General features: G+C 61.4%; 12 protein-coding genes. 6 read left to right on the forward strand and 6 right to left on the reverse strand.

What is annotated here, in order from left to right; genetic code table 11:
* Window positions 1–2: 2 nt before the first annotated feature.
* The 3 genes from IVA78_RS21405 to IVA78_RS21415 are packed head-to-tail and all read right to left on the reverse strand — an operon-like array spanning window position 3 to window position 6663.
* Window positions 3–2930, reverse strand: coding sequence for an anti-phage-associated DUF1156 domain-containing protein (locus IVA78_RS21405; RefSeq protein WP_247467594.1), 2928 nt, complete (start codon window positions 2928–2930; stop codon window positions 3–5).
* A gap of 11 nt (window positions 2931–2941) precedes the next feature.
* Window positions 2942–3523 carry an anti-phage-associated DUF3780 domain-containing protein gene (locus tag IVA78_RS21410; protein WP_247467596.1) on the reverse strand — a complete coding sequence of 194 codons (582 nt, stop codon included), beginning with the start codon at window positions 3521–3523 and terminating at the stop codon, window positions 2942–2944.
* Complete coding sequence (locus IVA78_RS21415) at window positions 3520–6663, reverse strand: anti-phage-associated DUF499 domain-containing protein (protein WP_247467598.1); 3144 nt, start codon at window positions 6661–6663, stop codon at window positions 3520–3522. The genes IVA78_RS21410 and IVA78_RS21415 overlap by 4 nt, the downstream gene beginning before the upstream one ends.
* A gap of 392 nt (window positions 6664–7055) precedes the next feature.
* Between IVA78_RS21415 and IVA78_RS21420 the strand changes: the two genes are divergently transcribed.
* On the forward strand, window positions 7056–7235 hold the full coding sequence (locus tag IVA78_RS21420) for a ribbon-helix-helix protein, CopG family (RefSeq protein WP_247467600.1): 180 nt from the start codon (window positions 7056–7058) through the stop codon (window positions 7233–7235).
* Between the two features lie 75 nt (window positions 7236–7310).
* The gene (locus IVA78_RS21425) at window positions 7311–8354 is read left to right on the forward strand and encodes a helix-turn-helix domain-containing protein (RefSeq protein WP_247467602.1); all 1044 of its coding nucleotides are present in this window, start codon (window positions 7311–7313) and stop codon (window positions 8352–8354) included.
* Window positions 8355–8371: 17 nt separating this feature from the next.
* On the opposite strand, the gene IVA78_RS21430 is transcribed toward IVA78_RS21425, so the two are convergent.
* Together IVA78_RS21430 and IVA78_RS21435 are read right to left on the reverse strand one after the other, a co-directional pair.
* Window positions 8372–8737 (reverse strand): hypothetical protein, encoded by a 366-nt coding sequence (locus IVA78_RS21430; protein ID WP_247467604.1) that lies wholly within the window; start codon window positions 8735–8737, stop codon window positions 8372–8374.
* Between the two features lie 16 nt (window positions 8738–8753).
* Window positions 8754–8993, reverse strand: coding sequence for a hypothetical protein (locus IVA78_RS21435; RefSeq protein ID WP_247467606.1), 240 nt, complete (start codon window positions 8991–8993; stop codon window positions 8754–8756).
* A 490-nt stretch (window positions 8994–9483) separates the two neighbouring features.
* Between IVA78_RS21435 and IVA78_RS21440 the strand changes: the two genes are divergently transcribed.
* The 3 genes from IVA78_RS21440 to IVA78_RS21450 are packed head-to-tail and all read left to right on the forward strand — an operon-like array spanning window position 9484 to window position 10315.
* Window positions 9484–9669: a hypothetical protein gene (locus IVA78_RS21440; protein WP_247467608.1), complete on the forward strand. Its 186-nt coding sequence runs from the start codon at window positions 9484–9486 to the stop codon at window positions 9667–9669.
* On the forward strand, window positions 9669–10031 hold the full coding sequence (locus IVA78_RS21445) for a hypothetical protein (protein ID WP_247467611.1): 363 nt from the start codon (window positions 9669–9671) through the stop codon (window positions 10029–10031). Before IVA78_RS21440 ends, IVA78_RS21445 begins: the two co-directional genes overlap by 1 nt.
* Before the next feature lie 11 nt (window positions 10032–10042).
* Window positions 10043–10315, forward strand: coding sequence for a hypothetical protein (locus IVA78_RS21450; RefSeq protein WP_247467613.1), 273 nt, complete (start codon window positions 10043–10045; stop codon window positions 10313–10315).
* 337 nt (window positions 10316–10652) lie between these two features.
* Here IVA78_RS21450 and IVA78_RS21455 read toward each other — a convergent pair whose 3' ends face one another.
* Window positions 10653–11348: a recombinase family protein gene (locus IVA78_RS21455; RefSeq protein ID WP_247467615.1), complete on the reverse strand. Its 696-nt coding sequence runs from the start codon at window positions 11346–11348 to the stop codon at window positions 10653–10655.
* Window positions 11349–12165: 817 nt separating this feature from the next.
* Here IVA78_RS21455 and IVA78_RS21460 point away from each other — a divergent pair.
* Window positions 12166–15552: a phage tail tape measure protein gene (locus tag IVA78_RS21460; RefSeq protein WP_247467617.1), complete on the forward strand. Its 3387-nt coding sequence runs from the start codon at window positions 12166–12168 to the stop codon at window positions 15550–15552.
* The last annotated feature ends 507 nt before the right edge of the window (window positions 15553–16059 follow it).

The following is a 16059-nucleotide window of genomic DNA, read 5'->3' on the forward strand; positions in this document are numbered from 1 at the left end:
TGCTACCCCAAGCGTTCGTTCCGGATCAGACCGTGAAGAATACGTGCTGCGCGCGATTCTGTCTCGTCCACCTTCTCGCGCTTGCGAGCAATGTATTCCGCGACGGCGGCCAGGTCGTCCCGCTTCGAATGGTAGGACGGCAGAATATCCCGGAGATGCGAAAGGACTTCGTCTCCCTCCACCTCGCCCTCAAGTTCGTAGATCGCGTAGAGAACGGCTCGCGTCACCGACGGGCCGAATTCGGCGATCTCAAAGCCGGATTTCTTGAATTCCTTGGCCGTCTTCAACCGGGCCTTGTTTGGCTCGACGCTGCCCATGAGTTCCGCATAGCCAGGTACTCTGAAGGCTTTCGCGAAATTCTGATAATTGTCGAGTTTGCGGAGCGTTGTGGTCTCGATATCCATCATCTTGAAGTAAAAACGCTCGGGGCCGGTCAGTCCGCTCCAGATTTCCGGAGATAGATTTTCCGGCACCATGTGCTCGTTCGCGACCTGCACCGCATAGTCGATGATTTCCCCGACCAAGTCGCGTTCGCCTGCGCGGCTGGCGCGCAAGGCCTCCTTGGTCATGTCCACACCATCGATCTTTTCGTATCGGGTGAGTACCCGCAGTGCCGCCGCGTAGCCGGCCATCTGCAGATCAGCGTCTTCGAAGAGATTTTCGGCTCTGCCATGGCCTTTCAGGTTTTGGTTCAGGCCTGCCATCGTATCGATCTGATCGGCGACTTCGGCCTTCACTTCCTGCACGATCTCGTCTTTGTAACCGCTCTCGCCGCTCTGACGCTTGCGCGCGACGAGGATGACGGTGCCTTGCACGTACCCGCCCTTCTTAAGCTCCGACGTCGTCTCGGTCGCGATGTACCACGCGGCGATGACCTGCAGTCCGGCGGCCCAAAATATTTCGGCCATGTCTGCCCACACCGAGGCCGACTGATGCGTAAACATCACAATGTGGATCCCGTTCGCCGCGCTGCCTCCGGCGAGCGTCCTGTAGGACTCGATCATCCCTTCGCGAAAATCTTGCCCGTCTCCTTTGATCGCGAGCGGGCGCCGCGAGTCCCACGTCCACTTCGCGAACTCGTCGGGTCTGTTCTTGCGTATCCACGCGATGAAGAATTCGGTGATCTCATGGTAGTTCACGGCGTCGGCGTACGGCGGATCCGTGATCGAGATGTCGCCTCCCGCATCGACGTGCCGCGCGTCGGCGCAGACGACCGAATTGCGTGTCGTTATCGGATAGGCCGGGATGCGCTCCAGCTCCCAGGGCGCCACGGTGACCGTGCGGAATGCCCAGTTGAAGATGGTCTTGAGCGCTTGATTGTCGAATGTCGATTTCGCTCCGCCGTCTCCGCCGGACTGAGCGACCGCCCATCGGCAAGATTTGGAGTTGTTGTCGAGGTACTTGCAGAGCGCGAGCGCGGAATCAGGCGAGCGGTCGCCATGCTCCGCGATCAGCGCAGCGGTGAGGATCGCCCTTGGCATGAACATCTGGTGCCAGTATTTCCAGCCGTTAGTACGTATCGGACCCTCGTTCTCCTTTCCGGTCTGAATCTCCATGTCGGAAACCCAGCCGCGGCTTTGCCAATCGGCCAACTTGCGCTCGACGAGCCGGCGTACACGCTTCTCTCTGTCAAGGTCGGCGGTCGTCGGCGCAGCGAAGAAGGTCGCCTGGCGGCTCTTCCCGATCGTGTCCGCTTCGATCCACTGAATGCAGTAGAGACGTTCACCGAGGATGTCGTCGTCATGCGGCGAGACATCCGACTTGTCCCATAGACGCAGGTCGTTCACGGTCTGGCCGTTCGGACCGCGACGGTCGCCGCGGATTGTCTTCACCGGCGTCGAATAGGTTTCGCCGTTGAGGGTGTAGACCATCTTGCCGTCGCGGATAGTTCCGGCTGCGGCGCTCTTCAACTCCGCGCGGCTGACGTCGGCCACGATCTCTATGTCGAAGCGCTTCTCGCGCTTGTTGGGGACGAGGCGGGCGACGACGTTGCGGGCTTCGGAAATGACCCATGTCGGAGCCAGCGGAACGAGCCATCCGGTCTGAGGACAGCGTGCTTCGAGGCAATAGAGGTACACCTTGGCGCGGTTTCCGCTCTCGTCGTGCTCAATCTTTAGGCGCGTAATCTCCTCATCGACAGACTTGGCCAGTTCGCGTTGAGCCTTCTCGACATCCTTTCGAACCTCATCCGATCCACCGACGAGGTTCAACGCAGCCCAAGTCAGCATACATGCCACGGGATTGAGATCGGAAGCCCACGCTTCGCAACCGAGACGGGCTGCCTCGAATGGAATCGATCCGCTCCCCGAGAACGTGTCCACGACGATCGGACGCCGACCGAAGCGCATGACGCCAAGCTGCTCGATTAGATCCGGTAGGCTCTGAGCGCTCGTTCCCAAATGCGCGTTAGCGAGACCGATATGAGGACCGGTCAGGTCGACTTCTTCGATTTCTTCCGGGCGCAGCAGTTTCTGGGCACGCAGGTCGTACGGCATATTCCGAATGATATCGGTCATGAGAGCTTCCCGCTCGACCTTGGGAAGCTTTCTCAGGGCTTCCCCTTCCATCAATCGCGCTTGTTGGGCAGGGGTCCCGAAGCAACGGATCTCGTCGATTGAGAGCTTTTCTTTGAACCGGACCGGCAGTTGCTGGTCGCTCATCCCCATGAGGATTTCGAAGATTTCTAGGTCCTTCTCGTCGTCGCCGGTGGACGGAAGCAGCGCACCTAAGACGCAGGCCCGCACCAGCACTAGCGGCTTCCGTCCTTTCCAATACGACCCCAATCCCGTCAGGGTCTGGCCATGAACGGCTTTGCGCTCGCGTTGCGCCTCGATCGAGATCTTCTGCGCGGGCCAGACGCGCTCGATCAGCGATGGTGCGTCTTTGAGCGAGAACGGTACGACGGCCGACGTCGGGGTCACAGCATCCATGGCGACACTCTTCACTTGATGCGCTCGAACAGAGGAAGCGTCGGACGCTCCTCGAGGCGACGGGGATTCTTGGCGCGGATGGCCCCGACCTCCTCACCGGTGGGATTTTCCGTCATCGCGACGCGGAGCGCCTTTCGCCAGCCGACATCGACGTCGTCGGAGGTCCCGGTGACGGAGGAAGCCATCGCGTACAACCACCAGCGCTCTTCGGGCTTGAGGCCGGTCCAGTTGCGGATTGCGCTCGGGATCAAATCCTTCGGCGCAGCTTCGATCGCCCAGAGCAGGACGCACAATTCCCGGCCGAGCAGGCGTTCGACCTGATTCTTGCCGCTCTTCCATCGGGCGGTGCCGAGCTTCTTCTCCTTAAGGCGCTCGTTGAGCACGCGTTCGAGGTCCTTGCGGACCGCATTCCAATGATCCTGCGGAAGCTTACAGCGGATCACGGCGTCCGGCAGCCCGTTGGTGCCGCCGGTGAGCCCGAAGTGCTCGGTGACGACCACGGGATTCTCGCGCACGGCCGGGATCTCCACCACGAAGTGGTGGGGATCGATGTCGTTCGGCACGCCGAAGCCGGTGGTCTTGCGATCGCTCACTGCTGTTCGACCTCGTTGGGCTGCACGTCCCAGCCGACCGCGGCGATGAACTCCTCCATCTCGCGGCCGGTCGAGAACTCGACTTCCGAGAAACCGACTTCCACCTCCGCCAACTCGTTGGCGAGCGCGGCGCGGCCGGCGCTGAGGAAGCTCTCCAGTATGTCCGCCGTGAGCTCCGTCTTGGGCCCGAAACGTGTCGTCGCGTTGACGTCGCCCTGACCGACGGTCGCCGACAGGCTGCCGCGGACCCTTCCGCGCGCGGCCTTGAGCGCCTTGATCAGGACGAAGACGTCCTTGGTCGAGGCGATCTTCTGCCGCTTCCTGAGCAGCACCGGCCTGTCCGGATCGATCTGGACTTCGCCGCCCTTCACTGGGCGGATGACAAAGGTCTTCGTGGTCTCCACGCCCGCGTCTTCCGCGTACGCGTAGATCTTCACTTCCTCGTTGCCGTCGATCGGGACCGGGCCTGTGTACGGCTTACCTTCGCGCGGATTTGTACCGTCGGTGTTCCAGCGTATCTTGCCCCGCGGTTTCACCGTCAACGCCACGCTGCGCTTGCCCATCACCTCTTTCGGCTCATAGGTCAGGGTGAGCGTATTGGTCCACTTCACCGGCTCGCCGGTTTCGTGCTTGCCGTCCGGATCCACGGCGACGAACCATAGCACAGTCTCGTCCCGCTCCATGATCAGATCGGGCACGATGGGCGAGGTCGCGGAGACGTCGGACGCCGGCGCGAAATGGATCTTACCGTTGGCGCCGGCGTCGGTCGCGGTCAACTCGATCGTCGCCATGCCGGTCTGATCGTCGTAATTTCGCGTGAGCACCTTCACCGAGGTCTTGGCGGCGGGGAAGGGACCTTTCTCGACGTAGCCGTCGCCGTTGTCGCGCCATTGCCCGTTCGCCAGCGCAGCGCGCTTGATCTCGTCGAGACCGCGTAGCGGCAGCCACGGCCAACGTACGTTGCAAATCGCGCGCTCCTCGACGTCCTTCCAGCGCGTCTTGCGCTCTGTCGTGCCCCACAGCTGGTCCTCCGCCCGGGAGCGCAGCCCGGAAAGGGTCTGCTCGGTGGTGAGATCCAGGATGAGCTTGGACGCGCCGGTGGCGCTCAATGCCTCCTCGACGGCAGCTTCGCCGTCGATCGTGGCGGGACCTCCACCTTGACTGCGGCGCTCGACCAGCTTGAGCGCGGCGTACGCCAATCCGTCTACGCCGCCCTTCGGCAGCCTGGCCGGATAGTAGACGCGGTTGAACAGGTTGATCAGCGCGGAATTGAACTCGAACTCGGCGGTCTCGGCCTCCTCCTCGAGCTCGGCGAGGTTCGGCGAGCGTTCGCCGCCGTCCTCCTGCATGACCTTCGCGGTCGCCCAGATGCGGCGTACCTTGTCCTCGAGTTTCGCGAGGTCGGTGCCGTCACCTGTGACGACGCAAAAATTGTTCTTCTCGGCCACGGCGTTGAACAGACGCTCCGCCTCTTCCGGCGGTACCCGCTTGTCCGGACTGAGGACGAGCAATATCCGCTCGCCGCTGGTTTTGATGTCCTCCACCTTCGGAAGCGGCAGAACGGTCGAATAGGCGCTCCTACGCTTGGGCTCGAACACCAGAGTGAGACGGCGCTCCATCTCGGCGTCGATCTTCGGCTGCGGAGCTGTGACGGCGTACTTCTCGATTTTCTTCTTCAGGTTCTCGTTCTTCGAGAAGTACCAGGCATCGTTTTCCTTGCGGTGCAGGTACCAGCACTCGATGCGCAGCTTCTCGAATGCCTCGTCGAACTCGATCGGCGAGCGGTGCGGCGCGACGAGATTCTGGACGACTTCGGCCTTGGCCAGACCCTTGACCGCGTCGTTCGCCTCGGAGAGCGAGGCCATCAGGACGAGGCGGGCGACCTGGCTCGCCGAGTCGTTGTCCATCTGCTCGTCGATTGTCTGGGCATGCGCCTTTTCGGCACCGGTGCCGGCGATGTCGTGCGCGATAGCGCCGGACAAGTCGTACACATTGGTGATGGCGTCGCGCACGTCCGGGTTGGACAGGTCAATGTGCTGGCAGCCGACCAGGAACACGTCGTTCATGGGTCTTGCGAGCACCGACTTCACCATGAGCGCGGCCATCGTCATCAGGCCGCGGGTCTGACGGAAGCGCTCGTTTTCCTTGAACAGGGCGAGGATGTGCTTGAACGACGGATGGAAGGGATAGCTGGCGGCGATCTCGTCGGCGATCTGGGTCGCGGACTTGGCGACGGCCTTCGACTTCACGGCGTCGGAGATCGCGTCCGAGAACGCGGTCGCGACGGCACCGACGACCTTGGAGTTTGGCTGCTCGTTCAGCAGGCGGGTCCGGAGAATGCTATAGATTTCGTCCGACCCTAGTTCGACGGGCGTGATGCCCTTGGCCTGACGCCCGGTCTCGTTCTGGAGGTCGCGGGTCGCCTTGGCGACCATCGCGGTGATCTCCTTCGTCGCGCCTTCGTAGGCGCCTGAAAGGTTCGAGATCACGATGCACAGGCGCGGCAGCTTCAGCGCGGCCGACAGCAGGTTCGAGACCGCGTAGGTGGTGACGTCGGCGAGCGTACCGCCGCCGACCGGCTGGGTGATGGCGTTTTTAAAGTAAGGCGGAAGCTCGTCGAGCAGGATCAGGGTCGGCTCGTCGCCGATCAGCGCGATCCAGTCCTTCTCGTTCGGCGCCGATGGCGCGCCCTTGTAGAACGGCAGGAACTGCTCCGCCTTGCCGATCTGGTCGGCGATGTCGCCCCACAGGTGTCTCTCGCGCGAGATCGACCGGCCGGAGATCGCGACCACCTTCGTCGCCGACGGCAACTTGACGCCCTTCGTGATCTCGCCGTCGACCAGCGGAAACAGCGAAGGATTCGCGGCGAGATAGCCGAGGGCGAGCATGGAGTGCGTCTTGCCGCCGCCCATCGCCTGCTTGAGCTCGAACACCGCCTGGCCCGACGTGCCGGCCAGCCGCTGCAGGCCTTGCCGGAGCAGGGTCTTCATGCCGCCCGTGACGTAGGTCTTGTCGAAGAACCCCTTCGCGGCCTTGGCGTCGTGGCCGATCAGGTCCTCGAGATTCTCGATCTGGTCGCTGAGCGCGTAGTCGATCGCCTTAGGATCGAACTTGCACGCGTCTTTCACTGTCTGAAGCATTTTCCCCGGCCCGCCCCTTATTTCCCTAAGCCCGCGTGCAAGTCGAGCCGAACTACACGACTCCCGCTGTCAAGACAGTCTTAGCGCGCAGCTTGGTAACGGACAAACCTGCAGTACCCCTATCACCTAGTAAATCCTGCCTACCTTAGTTGAGTCCTTCGCACCCTTCCGTCGCGCGAGCCGTAGGAGGCAGCGGGGAGGATGATGCTCATGATTCCAGTGCCTCCTCACAGGCATAAAGGACCAAATATTTGACGGCGTTCTTGTTTTGTGCTAATCAGCAGCTACATCGTCGATCATTTCGCAGAGAAAAGCTTCGCTCCAAGTGGGGCTTTTTGCGTCACACGTCCGCGCCTCGGCAATCGCCGGGGCGTTTTTGTTTTGGAGGAACTATGACTAACCGCCTTTTCTACGATCCCGATACGGCCCGGCCCTACATCGGGCTCCGGCTCTCAGCGCACCAACTGGCTGCGCTGGATGAAGCGCGCCTGAACCTACGTCAGGGCAGGTCGGAGTTCGTTAGGCAGGCCATCGAGGAGCGTCTGCAGCGGCTTCAGGCCGCGGCGAAGTGACCACTAAGCGAAAGCCCCAGCGTTGGCGCGCCGGGGCTTGGAAGTCCGTAACCGAATAAGAATGAGAACCAAGTAGTGTCATACGACGAAAAGAAAAGCAACCTTAAGCCGACCCCCATCATCAAACCCTATGGAGTCGAACTTCAGATAACGGCTGGCAATAAGTTGAAGTTCATCACCGCCGTGCAGAGCGCTCCGAAAAGGGAACTGAGCGACCTTCAGAAGCGCCTCTACATTCGGATGATCGACAAGATCAATGAAGGTCGTGGTGACGATCCGGAAAGATATGGGCACGCCTATCCCAACTTCCTGACCCTGGCGAGGGAATGCGGTTGCACGGTAAGCGCAGCAAAAAACAACATCGCGGCCCTGGAGACAGGGGTGATGAAGGGACGCAAGCGCGCCGACGGGACCAGGGAGGCGGACAAGATCATCCCGGAACGCTGGCGGATCAAGGTAAAGCGCCTGGGGGAGCGGGGCAAAGGCGGCGCTGGCCGGTTCAACATGTACTGGTTGCCGCTGTGGAATGTGTTCGGCGCTGTCGATAGCGACCAAAACGGTCTGCGAGAAACGGTCCACGGGGAAGACCGTTCTGAAACGGTCCACGAAGATTCGAAAACGGTCCGCGACGATGCGGAAACCGTCCACGGCGCACATGGAAACGGTCCACGGCGTGGACCCGACTCACCTTATTCACTCACCTCATCAACCCACCTCAAGAACACGCATGTGCAATTCGCATCGCTCATTGGCGCCGGCTCGTTCGTTGATGAGGCTGATGGGCACTCCATAAGAACGTCCGACTGTATGTCAGCACGGCAGCAGTTTCATGTCCTGAAGAGTCTCTACGAGCGCAAGTTCGGTCGGCCAGTCGCTGACACCCCCGTCGCTGATGGAGATGAAGAAGATGGCCAGGTCGTCCTGGTGGACGGCAATTGGAAGGCTTTCCAAGAGGCATCAGGCCGGGTCTACTTCGAACTGGCTGTGATGAACATCGAGCAAGCCGGTCCCGATCACTCGTTCGTCGACTGCGTCCGTGGAAAGGTATGGACGCCGGGACAAGATGACCCGGAGGACAACGGCGAAAACATCGACTTCGAGGAAGACCCGCCCTTTTGACGGCAGCCCAGCCCTCATCAGCGGACGGTGACGTAGACGCCGCCCTTGTCGAGCTTCTCGACGGTGTAGTTGATCGGCTGCGCCAGGTTGTTCGCCCACTCCAGAGCGGCCTTGTCGTAGGTGGCGCCAGGCTTCGGCACCATCGTGGTGTAGAAGGTCGCAGCACAGGCCCGCTGATGGTCGTTGCCGCCGATCTGACGGGCGTTCTCGAAGCGATAGACGGTCTTCGAGGCGTCGAAATCGAGCGGCACGCCGACCGACGCGGTGGCGTTCTTGAAGTAAGCGGTGAGCTGCTCGACGACAGGAGCCGAGGAGCAGGTGAAGTCGCCGGAGCCGCAGCCGGCCAGGAGCAGGGTCGCCACGAGCGGCGCGATCTGGCGCATGGGAGTCCTATCTACGTCAACCCTTCGGGGTCAGGATGGTGTAGCCACGCTGCTCCATGCAGCTGGTGATCATGCCGGCGTCGCCCACCCATCCATGGGCGCGCTTCGCCTCGATGCACTCGTGCTGGTCCTTGGCGAGCTGCTCGGGGGACTTGCCGTAGCTATCGACGGCCGGCGGCTCGTAGCGGCCATGCCCTCCTCCGCACGCGGTCAGGAGAAAAGCCATCGAGATCAACGTCAGCAGTCTCACCGTCACCCCCATCGCCGACCGAGCGATCGGGATCTGCAATATCAGCGCGGAGCACTCGCTACAACTACGCTTCTGAAGATCACGATGCGGACATCGAGCCCCGAAGCCCGCGACCAGTGCACGTCTTCCACCACGATCTTGATGGCATTCACCCGGCGATACGGCGGGTCATTCTCGCCGACCGAGAACCCGCGCAGCTATAAAAGCGCGAGAATTACGAGACCATGGCGCCAAAGTGCTCAAAACCCCTACAAGTATAGGGGTTTTCAACACCGCCGAAATTCAGTTGTTAAAAATTTCGACGTCGTGTCTTTGCAGCAGGCCACGAGGGCTCCCTTGACTTTTTTCGGGGGACCCTGTACTGTGTTTGGGTAAGTGTCGAACTCCGTCAAGCTTAATCGCTGGCGGAGTTTTTGATTCCTGCCTCCCCTTCTCAATCCTGCATCCACCGGACCGCGCCTTTCGCGGTGCCGGCGATCTGTCTATGGAGTTTCACTTGATCGATCTTGATCGGGCTCGCTTCGAGCCCAACCGAACTATTGGCGTTGCCATTCCGACCTCGCTGTTTGACGAAATCGAGCAGCGCGCAAAGCTGGAACTGGCGTCAAAATCTGGATGGGTGCGCCGCCTCATTCTGAACGAACTGACCAAGGCGGCCACCCCGTCCAAGGATGCCGCCTAATGAGCACCGAAAAAATTGAGGACGCGGTCATCTCTGCCGCACGCGCCAGGGGCTTCCAGATCAACAGCGCGGTCATGCAGACGGTCGCAATCGACTTGGCCGGATCGTCGCTGGACGGCGCCATGATCACGATCCCAAACAAGGGGACGTTATCCATCAAGGACTACTTGGCAGACCTGCACGCCAGGGCGCCGAGCGGCTTCAGCCGGCTGCAGCAGCCCGCCAAGCCGGAAGATGAACGGACCGTCAGCCAGATGCGCAGGCGACGCCCCACCATCACCGCTGATGAAATCGCCAAATACACAGGGCTCACCCGGACCCACATGACAGAGCTTGCTGCATCTCGCAGCACCAACCGATAGGAGCCATCATCATGTCTCGCAGACTACGCAGCGCAGTTGCCACCCGGCAGGATATCGAACACCTGTCACCGCTGGTGCGGCAGAACCGTGCTGCCCATCTGATCGCCCGTGACCGGCTACAGAGGCTTGCTGATGCCCAACATGAACTAGCTGTCGTCACACAGGCACATCAAGATGCGATTGCGCTTGTGGCTGAATCAGAGGCTGCCATCGGGGCGACCAAGACCAGGATTGCCGCCATCGAGGCGGAGGGCAACGCAACCAATATCTTGATGGCAGGTTGACGGATCGGGCCGGCGGAAGGATACGCTAGCCAGCCGTTCACAGGGGAGCGCGACAGGATGAGACGAATCGCAGGACTGGCGTTCGCGTTGACCTTCGCTGGCGCGCTCCCTGCCCTCGCCGAGTCGGCCTATCCAGCACCGACGCGGGATGGCCGGGAGCGCATTCAACGCGCCGGGACCTGCCCGACCGGATTCGTCGGCAAGGGCGCCTTCTGTGAGGCACTGCACCAGGACACGCCGCACGCCTTCCCGGTGATCCCTGGCAAGAGTTGCCCAACGGGTACCTTCCGCAGCGGGGATGCGTGCAAGGCGTTCCGGTGAGGCGCCCGCGAGCGACTCATGCGAGTCGTTCTAAGACCCGCGAGACCTGGACCGCCTGCCATCGGCCGCCGCGTGGCGTTGGGATGCCCTGTTCGTTCAGGCGGGCCGCGATGGCGGTCAGAGACGTTACGCCTTCCGCCTGTAGCTCGCGAATGGCCGGCATGATCCGTGCGGCCTTGTCATCAGCACGCTTCGCAACCGTCTCTCTGCCCTTTGCAATGGCATCCAGGCTCAGAGTGACCGGACTGCCGTCTGCATAGGTACGACGACCACCAAGCTTCACATTACGGGCCTTCGCCGCCTGTAGAGCGGCCTTGGTGCGGGAGGAGATCAGCTCGCGTTCATGTTGGGCTACGACCGCACGAATGCCGAGTGTCAGGGGAGTCATGTGCGGATCGTCAACGCATACGAACTCGACGCCAGCCTTTTCCAATCCCAACAGGAAGTGTGCATCACGGGACAGTCGGTCGAGCTTTGCGATTATCAGCTTCGCACCGTAGAGGTGACAGGCATCGAAGGCCGCTTGGAGTTGGGCGCGATTGTCGGTCCGCTTGGCGCTTTCGATCTCGGTGAACTCTTTGACCAGCTTCCAGTCACCACCGTTGAGGTGGGTCATGACCGCTGCCTTCTGTGCCTCAAGACCTAGTCCGCTGCGGCCCTGCTTATCCGTCGAGACCCGGTAATAAGCGACCCATTTGCCCGTTGCAGCCATCCTCAGCCTCACTTTACGTTCTAGCCGACGTTCGTTGACTAGTTTGTAATACACCCAGAAGCAAGGCGCAAGGCGGCGGGGCTGGTTCTAGTAAACCAGTCCCCGCGCTCCACCGATCGATACTTAGGTGGTGATAGCCTCGCCCGGACTGAGCACGACTGCGTCTCGGCACCAACGTTCGACCGCAGCCGTGTCCCATGGTCCACGACGTGGTTGCCCTCCAGCACAGCGAAGGGTGAGCCACCCAAGCCTTGCATCTCGGCCCGGCTCAGCTTGCTGATCGTGCGGTGGTTGTGGTGGGCGCGCTCGAAACGACGGCGGGCCGCGGTGAACGTGACTGTATTGCTCATGACAATGATCCTTCATTCACCAGGCCGGTGACGGCCATGGCGTTGTGCATCTGATGCGTTGAAGATCGTTGCGATGAGCACGCACCCCGCAAGAAATGCAGGGCGCACAGGTCGATAGCTCGACTTGGTTGTCACCCTGTACTCGACCTGACCGCGGTAGGTCAAATTGTCGTCAGGTCAGAGCACCATGGCCATCATCGTCATGCTCGCCGCTGCACCGAACCCGTAGAGGTTTCCCAGCAAGCGAAAGCACTGGATAGGTGAAGGCAAGATTTTTTTATTGAGCACTACCGCCGCCATCGTCTGTCAGATTCTCCGAAATCAAGCCCAAAAGGCCATTTTGCCCAGAGTGGGCATGCCCTCTGAATCGGGCGTCACCCTTTCCATCTGGCCACCGTGCCGCACCCCAAAAAGGGGCTTTACACACCTAGCGTCCAGCCTGGCCGCCAACACATCAAGAAAGAAAAATGTCCGACAACAACCTCGACATCAGGGCGCGCCTTACGGCCGTCAACGAACTGAGCCCCGTGCTCCAGCGCGTCCTCAGCGACATCCAGAAGTTCGAAGGCGTCGCGAAACGGGTCAACGTTCAACTGAACGGAATGGGACGCGCCGGCATGTCGGCGCTGGACGGGTTCAATCGCTCTGCGAAGGCAGTCTCAGATCAGATGCGGGGCCTGTCCAACATAGGCCGGTCTGCCGCACGCGAATACGCTGCTGATTGGAATCGAGCGAACGCCCAGCGATTGAGCGACGCGCGGCGGACGTATGCTGCTCTTGAACGACTCGAGGTCGGTTATCAGCGTGAGCTTGCGCGCCGTGCTGCCCTGGAGCGTCGGACAAGCTCCGGCCGGTCCTACGGCGGTGGAGTCGCCCGCCTGCCGGCACCGAACATCCGCACCATTGCAGCCGGTGCGGCCATCACTGGGGCTGGTGTCGCATCTGCCCTCCGTAAGCGCATGGAGGTCCAGGCGGCCGAAGTCCGCGCCCAGATGTTCGGCGATCTCACGTCCAAAGAAGTCGCGGACCTGCGCCAGGGCTTTGCCGATCGCGCCGGCATCAAGTACGGCATCGGAAGCAGCAAAGTCATCGACACGGCGGTGGAAGGACTCAAGGCTGGTGTTGCAAAGCAGTTCGCGGGTGAGTTCGCCGACCTGGCTTTTAAGGCTCAGGCAGGTCTCGACGTCAACCCCGAAGCAGTCGGAAAGCTGCTCGGTCGCCTCGCGACTCAGATGCCATGGAACACCGGCCGCTTCGGCAGCATCCTCAACGCAGTCGCGGTCGCGAACAATGCCACCGCCGCCGATGGAAATGAGATCATCGAGGCCATGCGCCGGAGCTTGTCCGCGCTCGCCGCGACGAGGATGACCCCAGAGCAGTTGGCCGCGATCGATGCCACCGGCATCTCGCTTGGCGTGCAGCCGCACAAGATGGGCACGTTCACTAGCTTCCTCACCTCGCAGATCGCTGGCGCGGATTCTGCCAGGGGCCAACAGGCCTCCGACTTGAACTCTGCCGCGAACGCCCTCGGTTTCGGTGGCCGCAGCGGTATGGCTAAGACCATGCGCGAACGGCCCATGGAGGCGATCACACAGATCCTCGACGGTCTCGCGAAGATGCCGGAGCGGCTGCGGACGAAGATCGCAAAGCAGATCGGTGGCCGCGAGTGGATGGACGAACTTCTGACTCTCGTCCTTGGTCGCGACAAGCTGAGGGATGTTGTACGGGATATCGAGAGGAAGCCTGGCTTCCTCGACAAGACCGCGTTGCAGAAAATTCAATCGATGCAGGGTCGGTGGGCGTCCATCAGCGCGGCGCTCGGTCTCGTCTGGGAGAAGGTTGGCGCTGGTCTTGAGACCTGGTTTAACCAAATCTCGGGCACCGTCATCAACCTAGCGGACAGCTTCAACTTCGAATCGGTCCGCGAACATTTTGCAGCCCTGGTTGATGGTGCCCGCGAGGGCTTCGGGCTGAATGACTGGGGCGAAGTCGTCAAATCCATGGCCGACAACTTTGATGCCGGGACCGTCGCGAAGTGGCGGGAGTTCGGCAAGGGCTTCGCGGAGGGCCTTCGCGAATTTGCCAACGGTCTCAAGACGGCCTTCTCAGCGCTGGGATTCCTCGCTGGTAAGAACCCGTCTGATGCCAGGGAGATGGGCAACCTCGTCGCGCAGCTGACCGGATTGACCGTCGCCTTGGCGGCGTTGTCGCCACTCATCTCGGTTCTGGCTGCGGTCACTCTCGGACTAACGGGACTTGGAAACGCGCTCGCGTTCATCGCCGGGATGCCGGCCGCGGTCGCATTGCTGAGCATGTTCGCGACTCGTTACCAGAATTACGGTGTGCCCGAGGCCAACATCAAGCACCCCGGCGAATCTACCAGCGATTGGCGTGCCCGCCAGCGCGAACACAGAAAAGAGCTATACAAAAAGTCCAGCTATGAGGGTCCGACCGACTTCTCTGGTCGTCGTCGCACCAGCGATCTGTCAGGCGAGCTGAACAAGTTCACTGGCAAGGTCGAGCGCGCCGCGTTCATCAACAGCAGTCTCGGTGGTGGGTTGCAGTATGCGGCTATGGGTGGGTCCGGCAGGGGTCTCGGACGCAGCGGCGGCGGGCTCGGCTCAGGCCTGACTGGAAACGTCCCGGACATGCTGAGGAGCCAGCCTGGGTCGTTCTTCTCGCCCGACGCCAACCTCGGAAGCATCATCCGACGTGACAAAATCCCGTCGTTCGGCGGAGTCGGTCCGGGTGGTATTCCCAGCTCGCTCAACAGGAGCGCGTTCGAGAGCACTTTTACCGGGACGCCGCTCGCAGGCAAGTATGACGCGGTCGTGGCAGCAGCTCGAAGAGCAGGAGTCAACCCCACACTGCTTGCGTCAGTCATGGCGCAGGAGACAGGTCGCGGACAGCACATGAGGGGCAACAATCCCGGTGGCCTCATGGGTAGGGGCGGCCTGATGCAGTTCGGCGATCTCGACTCCGGCATCGACAGGACGGCGCTCGCGGTCGCGAAGAACTACAATGCGGCCGGGGGTGACCTCGCCAAGATACGCGACTCTTACGCTCCGCTCGGTGCGAAGAACGACCCGAGGGGATTGAACGGCTCCTGGCTCCCCGGTGTCCAGAGGTTCATGGGTGAGATGAGCGCCGGATCGCAAATGGCCAGCAACTCTGCTGCGGCAATCGCGTCCGGCGTCACGCCTGGATTGGCCGACAGGCTGGGGCTGCGTGGCAAAGCGAACTTCATGCATGGACAGTATGGCGGCGTGGGGCAGCACCTGGCGACCATCACGTTAGCCTCCGGCAAAAGACTGACGGTGAACGCGGCTGCGGCAGAGTCCTTCAAGGGCTTCGTCGATGAACTGGAAGGCTCCGGCTATAAGATCAGCTCGATCGGCGGCTACTCCATGCGTGGCAAGCGCAAGGGCGGTGGATGGTCGCAGCATGCCTATGGAAACGCGATCGACATCAACCCGGGCAAGAACGCTCAGGACGGCACCGGACGGACGGACATGCCGGCGAACGTTCGCGACATGGCGGCCAAGTACGGTCTGTCATGGGGTGGTGATTGGTCCCGGAAGTACAACGACCCGATGCACTTCGAGTGGAACGGGATGCAGCCGTGGAAGAATGTGCCAGCGCCGGCAGATGCAATCCGGAACGTCCCATCGCCGATCCGTGGTGACGCGAGCCTGGGCGTACCGCGCGGCGGAGTCGGTGGTGCTGGCGGCTTGGTGAGCATCAACATCAACGGCACCAGCCACGATCCAGAAGCGCTGGCCACGCTGGTGCAGCGCCGCATCGACGAGTCGATGAACTGGCGTACGCACGACACGACATCGGAGTACACCTGAAAAAGTGGACGGCGAGCACAATCGCCGTCCAAAATATTTCGGATTTGCATGAATGCAAATTCCTGAACGCCGAGTCGCATGGTAAGTTCTCGTTCGATCAAGAAATACAGGCCAAGAAATGTCCGACCAGTCGAACAGAAAGACCGAATTACCTCAGGAGTCCTTGACGCCGACGACGCCGTTAAGGCTAGCGGTCGCAGCGAGAATTGCCTTCCCCGACGGCTCCATGACTTTGGCGGGGCTGCGCCGCGAGATTTCACGTGGGCGGCTCGCCTATGAGGTGATCGCCGGAAAGCACTACACGACGCTCTCCGATATCGAGGATATGCGACGTCTGTGTCGCATTCAGGCCAACGCGCCCGGAGCTGAAAGTTCGCGAAGGGCGAGACGAATATTCGCATCCCCAGGAGTGGAGTACTCAGGCGAGGAGTCTGGCCAAGCGAGATTGGCGAGGCGGCTGCAGAGCCGACGCGAAAGAGCGAAGGCAAAAAGTGACAAACCGACTTG

Source organism: Bradyrhizobium sp. 137 (genome assembly GCF_023074095.1).
Taxonomy (GTDB): Bacteria; Pseudomonadota; Alphaproteobacteria; order Rhizobiales; family Xanthobacteraceae; genus Bradyrhizobium.

Excerpts from the sequence above, each read along its gene's own strand:
- IVA78_RS21405 (WP_247467594.1), bottom strand. The coding sequence starts at position 2,930 with ATGGATGCTGTGACCCCGACGTCGGCCGTCGTACCGTTCTCGCTCAAA.
- IVA78_RS21415 (WP_247467598.1), bottom strand. The coding sequence starts at position 6,663 with ATGCTTCAGACAGTGAAAGACGCGTGCAAGTTCGATCCTAAGGCGATC.
- IVA78_RS21420 (WP_247467600.1), top strand. The coding sequence starts at position 7,056 with ATGACTAACCGCCTTTTCTACGATCCCGATACGGCCCGGCCCTACATC.
- IVA78_RS21430 (WP_247467604.1), bottom strand. The coding sequence starts at position 8,737 with ATGCGCCAGATCGCGCCGCTCGTGGCGACCCTGCTCCTGGCCGGCTGC.
- IVA78_RS21445 (WP_247467611.1), top strand. The coding sequence starts at position 9,669 with ATGAGCACCGAAAAAATTGAGGACGCGGTCATCTCTGCCGCACGCGCC.
- IVA78_RS21450 (WP_247467613.1), top strand. The coding sequence starts at position 10,043 with ATGTCTCGCAGACTACGCAGCGCAGTTGCCACCCGGCAGGATATCGAA.
- IVA78_RS21455 (WP_247467615.1), bottom strand. The coding sequence starts at position 11,348 with ATGGCTGCAACGGGCAAATGGGTCGCTTATTACCGGGTCTCGACGGAT.
- IVA78_RS21460 (WP_247467617.1), top strand. The coding sequence starts at position 12,166 with ATGTCCGACAACAACCTCGACATCAGGGCGCGCCTTACGGCCGTCAAC.